The following is a 13,212-nucleotide window of genomic DNA, read 5'->3' as shown; positions in this document are numbered from 1 at the left end:
ACGCTTCGCTGGTCACAGCCGCCATTATGTCCAGATGTCTGGATGGCTAATAAGATTTCGTGCTAGCTTATGCGCTTTCGGCTGTTGCCGCGCCTGAAGGTTCAGGAAAAAATGCAGCCAGTGTTTATTCAGGAGAGTCATCACATGCCAGGGGTAAACTGCCTTGAGATGCGTAATATCTCCATCGCTTTTGGCGGTTTTTCCGCGCTATCGTCGGTGGATTTCCGCAGTGAGGGCCATTCGGTGCATGCGCTGACCGGCGCTAACGGCGCGGGCAAGTCTACGCTGATGGCGATCCTTTCCGGCGCGCACAGTCACTACAGCGGCGAGATCCTGCTGGATGGGGAGCCGGTTTCTATCCGCACCCCGCGTGACGCGAAACAGCTGGGTATCCATCTGGTTCAGCAGGAAGTGGATGTCGCCCTGGTACCGCAGCTCAGCGTGGCGGAAAACATTCTGCTGGATCGGCTGGCAGAGCCAGGCCACCGCTATCGCTGGGGCGAGATTCGCCGTCAGGCCCGGGCCTTACTGGCTCAGCTCGACGTGGCGCTGGATGTTAACCGGCTGGTGGAGCGCTGCACCCTGGCGGAAAAACAGCAAATTCTGCTGGCGCGGGCGCTGTCGCATCACTGCCGCTTCCTGATTCTCGACGAACCCACTGCCCCGCTGGATCAGCACGAAAGCGAGCGGCTATTTGCCGTGGTGCGTCGTCTTAAAGCAAGCGGTATCGGCGTGGTGTTTATCTCTCACCGTATCCATGAACTCAAAGCGATCTGCGACCAGCTGACGGTGCTGCGTGATGGCCGGTTAATCGAAACCGGCCCGATGGCGGCGCTGAGCGGTGAACAGATCGTGGAGAAGATGCTCGGCCATCAGCTGACCGATATCTTCCCGGCCCGCCGTGAACAACAGGCACAGCCGCTGCTGCTGACGGTGGAAGGATTGCACGATGAGCAGCTGCTGCAGGATATCTCGCTGCGGCTGCATAAAGGTGAAATTCTGGGGATTGCCGGACTGGCCGGTGCCGGCAAAACCGAGCTCTGCAAAGCGCTGTTTGGTGCCAGCAAAAGCCGCGTCAGTGGCGGTGAACTGCACGGTCAGCCGTGGCGACCCCGTTCGCCGCACGACTCGGTCAGTCGTCGTATGGCGCTGGTGCCGGAAGAGCGTCGCAAAGAGGGGATCTTTATTGATGAATCCATCGCAATGAACCTCAGCGTCAGCGCCGACGACAGCTTTTCGCGCTGGAGCCTGTTTGGTCATCGCCAGGCGTGGCGCTGGGCAGAACAGGTTATCCGGCAGTTGCAGGTGCGCACCACCGGTCCGGCACAGACACTGCGACGTCTCTCCGGCGGCAACCAGCAAAAGGTGGCCATTGGCAAATGGCTGCGCAACAACGCGGATGTGCTGATCTTCGATGAGCCGACCAAAGGCGTGGACATTAAAGCCAAAACCGAGCTGTTCACCCTGATCGATAACCTGGCGCGCGAAGGGAAAGGCATTATTTACGCGTCGGGTGAATTTTCTGAACTGGTCGGTTTATGCGACCGGATTTGCGTGCTCTGGGATGGACGCATCGTGGCCGAGCTGGCTGCACGCGACGTCACTGAAGAGACGCTTTTGCTCTATTCCACCGGAGGAACCCCTGCGTGAGCAGCAAAGAAACCAGCCTGAACCTGACCCCCTCGCCATGGCGTCACCAGTTGTTCGACTTTCTCTACAAATGGGGCATGTTGCTTACGGTAGTGATCCTGATTGCCGCCTTTGGACTGGCCTCCGACAGCTTCCTTGAACCCAATAACATCATCAATATTCTGCGATCGATTGCCATTGTTACGGTGATTGCGATTGGCGTGTCGATATCACTGACCGTGGGCGGCTTTGATCTGTCGGTCGGCTCGACCGCCTCACTGGCGAATGCGTTAGTGATTTCACTGTTTGTCTGGTACGGCTTTGGCACCACCACCGCGATCCTGATAACCCTGGCGCTCTGCACACTGGTCGGTCTGTTTAACGCCTTCCTGATTGTGATCCTGCGTATCCCCGACATGCTGGCGACGCTGGCGACGCTGTTTGTGATTCAGGGCGTGGCAATGACCTACAGCTTTGGCGGATCGATCACTGAAAACATGGTGCTGCCGAGCGGTGATATGGCGGAAGGCACTATTCCGGCGACGTTTGGCCTGCTCGGCCAGGTGCCAACCATTGTCATCATCATGTTGGTGGTGACCGTCGCCGCGCAGCTGGCGCTATCACTGACCAAACATGGTCGCCGGATGTACGCGCTGGGTGGCAATCCGGAAGCGGCGCGCCTCTCCGGCATCCGCACCACCCGTTATCGGGTGCTGGCTTATGTGATCGCCTCACTGCTGGCCGGTCTGGGCGGCATCCTGCTCGCCTCGCGTATTGGTTCATCGCAGGTTAACGCCGGAAGCGGCTACCTGATGGACGCTGTCGCGGCGGCATGGATCGGCTTCTCGCTGGCTGGCTCCGGCAAGCCCAATGCGCTGGGCACGCTGGTCGGCGCGGTGATTCTCGGCGTGCTGCAGAACGGTCTGGTGATGCTCTCTGTTCCCTACTACGCGATGGACATTATTAAAGGACTGGTGCTGGCTTTAGCACTGGCGATCACCTATATCCAGCGCCGCTGAGGCGCGTTTACCGGAGTTGATAACAATGCAAAAAATAACACTCTCGCTGCTGGCCCTGAGCCTGCTGAACGCCAGCGCTGCCTTCGCGGAGACCGTCACGCCGGTACCTGCGGCTATCGCCAGCCATGATGGTCCGATCCGTATTGCGGTGATCCGCAACCTTGGCTCTGATGACAACACCACCCAGTTTGTGGCCGGTGCCATTCAGCAGGGTCGCCAACTGGGCTTTAAAGTCAGCACCTTCCTGAGCAACGGCGACGATGCGCGCTTCCAGGATTTCGTGAATCAGGCGATCAGCCAGAAATATGACGGCATCGTGCTGTCGCACGGTAAAGCGCCCTACGCCAGCGGCCTGGTGAAGCGCATTGCCGACGCGGGCATCAAGCTGTCAGTATTTGATACGCCGGTAGATAGTCCGATTCCGGGCGTCACCGTCACCGCGCAGGATGACGCTTCACTGGCGCAGCTGTCGCTGGGTCAGCTTATCCATGATTTCAACGGCAAGGCGAACATCGTCAAGCTGTGGGTTGCCGGTTTCCCACCGATGGAACGCCGTCAGGTGGTGTATGAAAAACTGCTGAAAGAGAACCCGGGCATTCATCAGCTGGAGTCGATTGGCGCAGTTTCAACGGACGTACAGGGCGACACCGCCAACAAAATTGGTGCGATTCTGGCGAAATACCCGAAAGGCAAAATCGACGCAATCTGGGGTGCCTGGGATGCCTTCAGCCAGGGCGCTTACAAAGCGCTGCAGGAGAATGGCCGGACCGAGATCAAGCTCTACAGTATTGATGTCTCGAATCAGGATTTGCAGCTGATGCGTGAGAAGAACAGCCCGTGGATGCAGACGGTGGCGGTCGACCCTAAAACCATTGGCGCGGTGAATATGCGGCTGGTGGCGAAGAAGATTGCCGGTGAAGAGACGCCTGCGACTTACCAGTTTAAAGCGGCATCGATCTCTCAGCAGCAGCTCGGCAGCCAGCCTGGTGCGGTGAACGTCGCGTCGCTGAACAAAATCATTCCGGGCTGGGGCAGCAATGAGGATTTCGTCGCGCCGTGGTTTGCTACCCTGGCGGCGAAATATAAGAAATAATCCGGCGTCAGCCTTGCCGAACGGTGAGGCTGACCGTTACAGACCCAGCAGCAGTTGACGCTCAAGCTGGGGATCGACCATGGTGACATGCAGTCCCACCAGCCGCACGCCGCGCCCGGCACGACGCTCATCCCAGGTTTTCCGGGCGATGGCAATCATGTCTTCTTTATTCAGTACCGGCCAGATATGCTCCTGGGTCGTCTGCTGAAAATCACTGAACTTGAGTTTAACGCCCTGACGCGCCACCTGCCTGTCGGGTCGGATCTGCGTCAGCCGGCGATCCAGCTCGGCATAGAGAAAATCGATTATCTCCAGGCAGGCATCCCAGTCGCTGATATCTTCTGCCAGCGTGCGTTCCACCCCCAGCGATTTACGCTCGCGCTCCACAATGACGCTGCGGTCATCAATGCCATTGCTGCGCTCCCACAGCACCCGGCCAAACTTACCAAAGCGCTTTAACAGTAGCGCCAGATCGGCCTTCTGCACGTCACCGCAGGTCACCAGCCCCATCTCCTCCAGCTTTTTGGCCGAGACTTTGCCAACACCGGGGATCTTCGCCAGCGGCAGCGTCAGCAAAAAACCGGCCATCTCCGGCGGCGTAATCACGAACTGCCCATCGGGCTTATTCAGGTCAGAGGCAATCTTTGCCAGAAACTTAATCGGCGCGATGCCCGCTGAAGCGGTCAGCCCGGTTTCACGGTAGATGGTGGCGCGGATCGCCTGCGCCATCAGTGTGGCAGAGCCGTGACAGTGCGGGCTGTCGGTGACATCCAGATAGGCTTCATCAAGGGAGAGCGGTTCAATCAGCGGGGTGTAGCGGGTAAAGATGTCGCGAATTTGTGCGGAGGCTTCTTTGTAGGCATCGAAACGTCCTGGCAACAAACGGAGATGCGGGCATAGCTTGAGGGCCATGCCAGTTGGCATCGCGCTGCGCACGCCATATTTGCGGGCCGGATAGTTGGCGGTGCTGATGACGCCACGACGTTCACGGCTGCCACCAATCGCGATCGGGATGTCGCGCAGCTGGGGATTATCACGCATCTCCACCGCGGCATAGAAGCAGTCCATATCGACATGAATGATTTTACGCATACCCCCTCCGGCACTGGATAAGTATACAGTTGGCAGGGGTAACTGCAATATTTGTCGCGCCCACAATTAAAGTTTACAAATTTGTGGCCGAATATCCTTCAGTAAATCGCGAATCTGGCTGCCAGCGTCTTGCTAAAAAAACAGACAATGTTTAATGTTGCGCTGCGATAGCGGACAGTTCCGATAATGCAAACAGAGACGCACAATTTGCGTCATGTTCTATTCACCTCAAGGTATACACAGCATGGGCAAAATCGCACTCCTGTTTGCGATGATTTTACTGCCAGCCCTCAGCATGGCAATGACACCCGAACCCGTCCAGACAGCGGCACCGGTCAGCAAAGAATTAAAGAAACAGTTACTGGGCACCCCGGTCTATATCCAGATCTTCAAGGAAGAACGCACCCTCGAACTCTACGGCAAAATCGGTAATGAATATCGCCTGCTGGATACCTACCGCATCTGTAACTTTTCTGGCGGCCTCGGCCCGAAACGCCGTGAAGGCGATTTCAAAAGCCCGGAAGGTTTTTACAACGTGAAGCTGAATCAGCTGAAGCCGGATAGCCGTTTTTATCGCGCGATCAACATTGGCTTCCCGAATCAGTTCGATCGTAATCAGGGCTACAGCGGCAACTACCTGATGATTCATGGCGACTGTAAGTCAATTGGCTGCTATGCCATGACGAACGCCTATATGGATGAGATTTTTACTTATGTGAACGCGGCGCTGCGTAATGGCCAGCAGGATGTCAGCATCAGCATCTATCCGTTCCGCATGACTGACAGCAACATGCAGCGTCACCGCTACTCCAGCGATGCCAGTTTCTGGCAGCAGCTCCAGCCCGGATACGCTTATTTTGCTAAATATCACCAGCCGCCGACGGTCAACGTCGCCAGCGGTAAATATGTGATGAACAGCAGCCCGGCACCGGTTTTAGCCAGTCCCGAAGCGGCCTCCCGTTCATTCCTGGCGCTCTCCAAGGCAGAATAACGCCCATTCACCTGGCGCAATCCGCTGCCAGGTTTCATTGGCCGTCAGTGGCTGCGTAGCAATCACCGTCACCACGTCATGCGGCGTGGTGTGCTGCTGAAAATCAACCTCCACATCCTGATCCAGTAACTGCGCCCGGCCAAAGGGTGCACGACGGGTGATCCAGAAGAGGTTGGTGGAGCAAAAGGCCATCAGATATCGCCCGTCTGACAGCAGCATGTTAAACACGCCCTTCTGCCGCAGCGTGCCAGCCAGCTCCCCGATAAAACGAAACACCGCAGGCCAGTTGCCCGGCGTGCGTGGATAGCGCGTCGCCAGCTGATGCAGGATCCAGCAAAACGCCTTCTCGCTGTCCGTTTCGCCTACCGGCCGGAATGTGCCGGTCTCCAGTTGCCGATACCCCTTGAGCTGTCCGTTGTGCGCATAGGTCCAGTGACGGCCCCACAGCTCACGGGTAAACGGATGGGTGTTTTCCAGCGACACCTGACCACGATTCGCCTGGCGGATATGCGCCACCACCGAATGTGATTTTATCGGGTATTCCTGCACCAGACGCGCAATCGGTGAGTTAAAGCTCGGCAGCGGATCTTTAAACGTACGGCAGCCTTTATCTTCGTAAAAGGTAATGCCCCAGCCATCTTTGTGAGGCCCGGTCCCACCGCCACGCTGAACCAGTCCGGTAAAGCTGAAACAGATATCCGTGGGAACATTGGCGCTCATCCCGAGCAATTCGCACATAGCCACCGCCTCTGATTAAGTGGCCTCCGCCTGTGGGAGGCCAGCGCTGTTACTTCACCATCTCTTTTTCGATCAGCAGCATCAGGATGTGGATCACTTTAATGTGGATCTCCTGAATGCGATCGGCATAACCAAAGTGCGGCACCCGGATTTCAATGTCGGCACTGCCTGCCATCTTACCGCCATCTTTACCGGTCAGGGTGATCACTTTCATTCCCTGCGCACGGGCAGCTTCAATCGCTTTAATGATATTGGCAGAGTTACCGGAGGTTGAGAGGCCCAGCAGCACATCGCCCGGACGCCCTACTGCTTCTATGTAGCGCGAAAAGACATAGTCATAACCAAAATCATTACTGACGCAGGAGAGGTGGCTGACGTCAGAGATGGCAATCGCCGGATAGCCAGGACGATTTTCACGGTAGCGACCGGTCAGCTCTTCGGCGAAGTGCATCGCATCGCAATGTGAACCGCCGTTACCGCACGAAAGCACCTTTCCGCCAGCCTTAAAGCTGTCAGCCAGCAGTACCGCAGCACGCTGGATCGCATGGATATTGGCATCGTCGCTGAGGAATTTATTCAGCGTATCAGCAGCTTCATTGAGCTCAGAGCGGATGATGTCCTGGTACATAGGGATGTCCTTTTTTAGGAGAGGTTAATCGCAGCAAGTTTAACGGAATGGCCGGTCAGCGCAAAGCGTCATGCCACGTCGGTCCGGACTCTAACGCGGAATATTGTTGCCGAAGGTGCTGCAAAAATGGGCTAAAACAGGTTTTTGTGAGGCAGGTTGTAATTGCGATGTAAACAAATTGATAAATGCTCTCAACTGCTCTAAACCTCTCTGTATAACAGGTCAGACCTCTTACTACTTGGAGCGGTTCATTATGATGGTTGTTTCGATACTTGCCACGGTGGCGCTGATTGGCGCCCTGTTCTACCACCGCCTGTCGTTACGGCTCAGCAGCGCCATTCTGTTGCTGTGGACTGCGGCGATGGCTGTTGCGCATCTCTGGACGCCATGGCTGCTGCTGCCACTGGCGATCATTCTGCTGCCGTTTAACCTGCCGTCGCTGCGCCGCAGCCTCTTTTCAACGCCGATCTTTCAGCGCTTCCAGAAAGTAATGCCGCCGATGTCGCGCACCGAGAAAGAGGCCATCGATGCGGGTACCACCTGGTGGGAAGGCGATCTGTTCCAGGGCAAACCGGACTGGCAGAAGCTGCACAACTATCCTCAGCCACGCCTGACTGCCGAGGAGCAGGCCTTTCTTGATGGCCCGGTCGAAGAAGCGTGCCGCATGGCCAACGATTTCCAGATCACCCATGAGCTGGCCGATATGCCGCCGGAACTCTGGGCATATCTGAAAGAGCATCGTTTCTTCGCGATGATCATTAAAAAAGAGTATGGCGGCCTCGATTTCTCTGCCTATGCACAAGCCTGTGTGCTGCAAAAGCTGTCGGGCGTCTCCGGGATTCTGGCGATTACTGTGGGTGTGCCTAACTCACTGGGTCCGGGCGAACTGCTGCAGCACTACGGCACCGAAGAGCAGAAAAATCATTACCTGCCCCGGCTGGCACGCGGCGATGAGATCCCCTGCTTTGCGCTGACCAGCCCGGAAGCAGGTTCAGATGCCGGCGCGATCCCCGATACTGGCGTCGTCTGCATGGGCGAATGGAAAGGTCAGCAGGTGCTGGGTATGCGCCTGACCTGGAACAAGCGCTACATTACACTGGCACCGATCGCCACCGTGCTGGGCCTGGCGTTTAAACTTTCCGACCCGGATCATCTGCTCAGCGACAACGAAAATCCTGGTATTACCTGTGCGCTGATTCCGACCAACACGCCCGGTGTGGAAATTGGCCATCGCCACTTCCCGCTTAACGTGCCGTTCCAGAACGGGCCGACACGCGGCAACGATATATTTGTGCCGATTGACTATATTATCGGCGGTCCGGAAATGGCCGGCCAGGGCTGGCGGATGCTGGTGGAGTGTCTGTCAGTGGGTCGCGGCATTACGCTGCCATCGAACTCAACCGGCAGCCTGAAAAGTGTGGCGCTGGCAACAGGTGCTTATGCCCATATCCGCCGCCAGTTCCGCGTCTCAATCGGTAAGATGGAAGGGATTGAAGAGCCGCTGGCACGCATTGCGGGTAATGCTTATGTGATGGATGCGGCCGCTACGCTGATCACAGCCGGCATTATGCAGGGTGAAAAACCGGCGGTGCTGTCGGCGATTGTGAAATATCACTGCACCCATCGCGGTCAGCGCGCCATTATCGACGCTATGGATATTGCCGGCGGTAAAGGCATTATGCTCGGGAACAGTAACTTCCTGGCCCGTGCCTATCAGGGTGCGCCGATCGCTATCACCGTGGAAGGCGCGAACATTCTGACGCGCAGCATGATTATCTTTGGTCAGGGCGCGATTCGCTGCCATCCTTATGTACTGCAGGAGATGGCGGCGGCAGCCAGCAACGATGTGAATGCGTTTGATCAGGCGCTGTTCAGCCATATCGGTCATGTGGGCAGCAGCACGATGCGCAGCCTGTGGCTGGGCTTAACTGCCGGACGCACCAGCGCCAGCCCGACCCGCGATGGCACCCGCCGTTATTACCAGCACCTGAACCGCATCAGTGCCAACCTGGCGTTGCTCTCTGATGTGTCGATGGCGGTGCTGGGTGGCAGCCTGAAACGTCGCGAGCGTATCTCGGCGCGTCTGGGCGATGTGTTGAGTCAGCTCTATCTGGCCTCCGCAACCCTGAAACGCTATTACGATGAAGGTCGCAACGAAGCCGATCTGCCGCTGGTTCACTGGGGCGTACAGGATGCACTGCATCAGGCAGAAGTGGCTATTGACGATCTGCTGCGTAACTTCCCGAACCGTCTGGTGGCGGGCGCCTTGCGGATGACGATTTTCGCTGGCGGTCATCACTGCCCTGCTCCGTCTGACCGTCTTGATCATCAGCTGGCAAAAATGCTGCAGCAGCCGTCAGCCACCCGCAGCCGACTGGGCCGTGGCATGTACCTGACGCCGAGTAAACATAACCCTGCCGGTCAGCTGGAACAGGCGCTGCAGGATGTGATGGCGGCAGAAGTGATTCATGACAGGCTGTGCAAACAGACGAAGCAGCACCTCTCCTTTACCCGTCTGGACGCGCTGGCGAAGCGTGCGCTGGATCAGGGCTGGATTGATGCCAAAGAGGCGGAAGTGTTGCAGCGTGCCGAAGTCAGCCGTCTGCGTTCGATTAACGTCGATGAGTTTGAGCCGGAGGCACTGGCAGTACCGGTGCCAGAGAAAGCCCCTCAGCCTGCATCACGCGCGAGTGAGGCGGCATAGGGTTAGCGTTGCATCGGCTCAGGGAGCATACGCCTTCCGTAAAGACGCAAAAACGCCATCCATTGCATGCTCAGCGCGGGCCATCCATGGCCCGCGATGCTTTATTCCAGGCGTATGGTCCCATCGCTTGAAGTTCAGCGCTCTTCATCAGTAGGGCGGCACTATGCCAAATCAGGGGAAATCTGGCCGCAATAATTAAGCCCAAAGCGCAGGGAACAGGGTCAGAAGAGGAAAGCGTCCCGCGTCAGGACGACGCGGGCCGAGCGAGCCAGGGATGGCTTTAGCGACTTTCCGATCTGTCCCTGTTACCGGCGCGGGCACACTCTTATAGCCAGCTTTTGATTTACCTGAAAGCCGACATCATGTCGGCTTTTTTTATCCTGCCTGACGGATGCGGGCAATCAGCGCATCCACATCTTCGACGTGATCGGCTGCCAGAATCAGCGTGCGACCCAGGTTAATCGCATTACGGATGCAGTCAGTGCGCATCGCCGGATCGGCAATCAGCTTCATATCCGCCACATGTGACATTCCCACCGTGCGGCGAATCAGCTCAGTGCCGCAGTAACCGATGGTATCAGCCCATACTTTACGCAGAAACGCTTCCGCATAGCCTGGATAAGCCAGCGCCTCATCGCGGGTTTTCTCTGCCGCAAGCGCCAGGAAGCCTGAAGCAAAGGTCGTCCAGAGGGTATGCACATCGCTGAGGCGCTGCTCGCGTGCATCGGCGGCCTCGCGCGGAGACAGCAGACCTGGCAGGCCGCAGTAGTTAATCAGCAGGTTGCCTGCCGCAGTACCAACATCAAAACCGATGGGACCAAAATAGCCAAATTCCGCATCAATCGCTTTCAGGCTGCCGTCAGCAACGAAAATCGAGCCGCTGTGAATATCCCCATGCAGCAGTGCTTCGGCGTGAGCAAAGAAACGATGCTTAAGACCGCCCACCGCGATGCGCAGGGCATCATCATTACGCAGGCTGGCGACCAGTGGTTCAAGCGCTTCAGGATAGCTGTTGCGCTCATGATTGGTGTAGGGATCGTTGAAGAAAAGATCTTCAGTGATTTCACACATTTCCGGATTGATGAAACGCGCCACTTCCGCTTTTTTCTGATGCGGATGCAGGATGAAATCGGACGTATGAAACAGGGTTTGCGCCAGATAGTTGCCTAACTGCTGAGCCGCTTCCGGGTAGTCAGCGCCTTTCACGAGCTCGCTACGCCAGATGCGATGGCTGGAGAGATCTTCCATCACCATCACCGCCAGCTCCGCATCGTAATGGGTGATCTTCACCGTGTGCTGCGGACAATATTTGTAGTGCTCGACCAGCGTCTGCGCTTCCAGCCGCGCCCGATCCAGCGTCAGCGGCCAGGACTCCCCCACGCAGCGCACATAAGGCAGTGCCTGCTTGACGATAACGCGACTGATGCCCTGATCGTCATAAATCTTAAACACCAGGTTGAGGTTGCCATCACCAATCTCTTCTGCGCTGCTCAGCGCGGCAGGATTGTCCACGCCGCCAAATTGTCGGGCATATTCCACAGCATCAGCAGCAGTAAAGGTACGGTATTGCGACATTGCCTGTTCCTCATCATTCGAAGGGGGTCACTCAGGTGTAATAAGCCGTTCAGACGTCTATACATCCGTTCAGCATGTTGGCACAATACGCATCATTAACGCAACATGGATTTCACCCACAATGCAGACACTTCAAACCACCAGCTTACAGGTTCGTGACAATCAGCTCTGGATTCTGGATCAGCAGGCATTGCCGCAGCAGAAGAACTGGCTGCCCGCACACAGCGTGCCTCAACTGATTGAACATATTCATGCACTGCGGGTGCGCGGTGCGCCGCTAATCGGCCTCTCTGCCTCACTGCTGCTGGCGCTGCTGGCAGAACAGGGGCAGCCGCGCGCTGAACTGGCTCAGGCGCTGGAGACCCTGCGCGCTGCGCGCCCTACCGCCGTCAACCTGATGAACAATCTTGACCGAATGAAAGGGGCGCTGGCCCAGCCGGACTTTGCTCCTGCGCTGGCTCAGGAAGCCTGGCGGCTGGTGCAGGAGGATAAGCAACTGTGTGATGCCATCGCTGATGCGGGTTGCACGCTGGTGAAACCCAACAGCCAGCTGCTGACTCACTGTAATACCGGCGGGCTGGCAACGGCGGGTGTAGGCACCGCGCTGGGCGTCATTGCCCGCGCCCATCAGCAGGGCCTGATTAAGAATGTCTGGGTTGATGAGACCCGTCCGCTGTTACAGGGCGGCCGCTTAACCGCCTGGGAATTGGGCGAGCTGGCGGTTCCCTACACCCTGATTACCGACTCCATGGCCGCCAGCCTCATGGCCCGTGGCGACGTAGATGCGGTGTGGGTCGGCGCTGACCGCATTGCCGCCAATGGCGATGTCGCCAATAAGATCGGCACCTACAGCCTGGCGGTGCTGGCGCATTATCATCAGATCCCGTTCTACGTGGCGGCCCCGCATACCACGCTGGATCGCAGCTGCCCTGACGGCGCAGCGATTCCCATTGAGCAGCGCGCCGCCAGCGAAGTGACGGGCGTTGCAGGCAGTTTTGGCAGCGTGCAGTGGGCGCCAGAAGCAGCCTGGGTTTATAACCCGGCGTTTGACGTGACGCCAGCGGCGCTGATCAGCGGCTGGGTGCTGGACACCGGCGTGGTGACGCCTGACCAGGTACAGGACGGCATCTTCCAGCCGCAGTAATGGTCTGCGAGGCGTTTGCCGCTATGGCAGACGCCTCGCATAACAGGCTGACAGATTACGCCAGACGCGGATAGGCATCCGCTATCTTATCGCCGGTAAAGTTCGCCACCCAGCCTTCCTGATTGTCGAAAATACGGATAGCCGTGAAATGGGGTGACGACCCCATATCAAACCAGTGCGGCGTTCCTGCTGGCACTGAGATCAGATCGTTTTTTTCGCAGAGGATCTGCAGGATCTCGCCATCCAGATGCAGGCAGAACAGCCCGGCCCCCTCGACAAAGAAACGCACTTCATCTTCGCCGTGCGTATGTTCATTGAGAAATTTCTCCCGCAGCACGGTTTTCTGCGGGTTATCAGCACGCATGCTGATCACATCCCAGCTCTGATAGCCCTTTTCCGCCACCAGCCGATCAATCGCATGCTGATAGGCGTTGATCACCGTTTCGGGATCCGGATTTTCACCCAAATCACGATCGGCTTCCCAGCGCTCAAAACGGACACCTTTTGCATTCAGGCGGTCACGAATCGCTTCCGCGTCAGTGCTGTGCCACACCGGCTGGCTGGCTTCACGGTCGGTAAAAATAGTCAGTGCGCTCATG

The 13,212-nt window shown here is 57.3% G+C and carries 11 protein-coding genes; 6 read left to right on the top strand and 5 right to left on the bottom strand.

Going from position 1 to position 13,212, the window contains the following annotated elements; translation table 11 throughout:
* Positions 1–144 precede the first annotated feature (144 nt).
* Genes AC6I77_RS03880 through AC6I77_RS03870 form a run of 3 tightly spaced genes read left to right on the top strand, consistent with a single transcriptional unit; the run spans position 145 to position 3,741 of the window.
* Positions 145–1,650 carry a sugar ABC transporter ATP-binding protein gene (locus AC6I77_RS03880; protein WP_337028152.1) on the top strand — a complete coding sequence of 502 codons (1,506 nt, stop codon included), beginning with the start codon at positions 145–147 and terminating at the stop codon, positions 1,648–1,650.
* A complete protein-coding gene (locus tag AC6I77_RS03875) occupies positions 1,647–2,648 on the top strand; it encodes an ABC transporter permease (RefSeq protein ID WP_003851161.1) in 1,002 nt (333 codons plus the stop codon). The genes AC6I77_RS03880 and AC6I77_RS03875 overlap by 4 nt, the downstream gene beginning before the upstream one ends.
* A gap of 25 nt (positions 2,649–2,673) precedes the next feature.
* A complete protein-coding gene (locus AC6I77_RS03870) occupies positions 2,674–3,741 on the top strand; it encodes a sugar ABC transporter substrate-binding protein (RefSeq protein WP_039659017.1) in 1,068 nt (355 codons plus the stop codon).
* Between the two features lie 36 nt (positions 3,742–3,777).
* Here the strand turns inward: AC6I77_RS03870 and dinB are convergent, their stop codons facing one another.
* Positions 3,778–4,833, bottom strand: coding sequence for a DNA polymerase IV (gene dinB / locus AC6I77_RS03865; protein ID WP_008924836.1), 1,056 nt, complete (start codon positions 4,831–4,833; stop codon positions 3,778–3,780).
* A gap of 244 nt (positions 4,834–5,077) precedes the next feature.
* On the opposite strand from dinB, the gene dpaA reads away from it, so the two are divergent.
* Positions 5,078–5,824 (top strand): peptidoglycan meso-diaminopimelic acid protein amidase, encoded by a 747-nt coding sequence (gene dpaA / locus AC6I77_RS03860; RefSeq protein ID WP_008924835.1) that lies wholly within the window; start codon positions 5,078–5,080, stop codon positions 5,822–5,824.
* Here the strand turns inward: dpaA and AC6I77_RS03855 are convergent.
* Both AC6I77_RS03855 and lpcA read right to left on the bottom strand, forming a co-directional pair.
* Positions 5,795–6,562: a class II glutamine amidotransferase gene (locus tag AC6I77_RS03855; RefSeq protein WP_003851154.1), complete on the bottom strand. Its 768-nt coding sequence runs from the start codon at positions 6,560–6,562 to the stop codon at positions 5,795–5,797. The two genes, dpaA and AC6I77_RS03855, sit on opposite strands and share 30 nt — an antisense overlap.
* Positions 6,563–6,611: 49 nt before the next feature.
* The gene (lpcA, locus tag AC6I77_RS03850) at positions 6,612–7,190 is read right to left on the bottom strand and encodes a D-sedoheptulose 7-phosphate isomerase (RefSeq protein ID WP_003851153.1); all 579 of its coding nucleotides are present in this window, start codon (positions 7,188–7,190) and stop codon (positions 6,612–6,614) included.
* Positions 7,191–7,443: 253 nt separating this feature from the next.
* Between lpcA and fadE the strand changes: the two genes are divergently transcribed.
* Positions 7,444–9,894: an acyl-CoA dehydrogenase FadE gene (gene fadE, locus AC6I77_RS03845; RefSeq protein WP_337028157.1), complete on the top strand. Its 2,451-nt coding sequence runs from the start codon at positions 7,444–7,446 to the stop codon at positions 9,892–9,894.
* A gap of 375 nt (positions 9,895–10,269) precedes the next feature.
* Here the strand turns inward: fadE and mtnK are convergent, their stop codons facing one another.
* The gene (gene mtnK / locus AC6I77_RS03840; protein WP_003852584.1) at positions 10,270–11,469 is read right to left on the bottom strand and encodes an S-methyl-5-thioribose kinase; all 1,200 of its coding nucleotides are present in this window, start codon (positions 11,467–11,469) and stop codon (positions 10,270–10,272) included.
* A gap of 121 nt (positions 11,470–11,590) precedes the next feature.
* Between mtnK and mtnA the strand changes: the two genes are divergently transcribed.
* Entirely contained in the window at positions 11,591–12,613 is a 1,023-nt protein-coding gene (mtnA, locus tag AC6I77_RS03835; protein WP_110411627.1) for an S-methyl-5-thioribose-1-phosphate isomerase, read from the top strand.
* A 55-nt stretch (positions 12,614–12,668) separates the two neighbouring features.
* On the opposite strand, the gene AC6I77_RS03830 is transcribed toward mtnA, so the two are convergent.
* Entirely contained in the window at positions 12,669–13,211 is a 543-nt protein-coding gene (locus AC6I77_RS03830; protein ID WP_003852580.1) for a 1,2-dihydroxy-3-keto-5-methylthiopentene dioxygenase, read from the bottom strand.
* Position 13,212 lies beyond the last annotated feature (1 nt).

The organism is Pantoea sp. X-Soil-ISGK-259, assembly GCF_059730705.1.
Note: the sequence above shows the minus strand (reverse complement) of the source record. Positions and strands in the feature narration are given on the sequence as shown.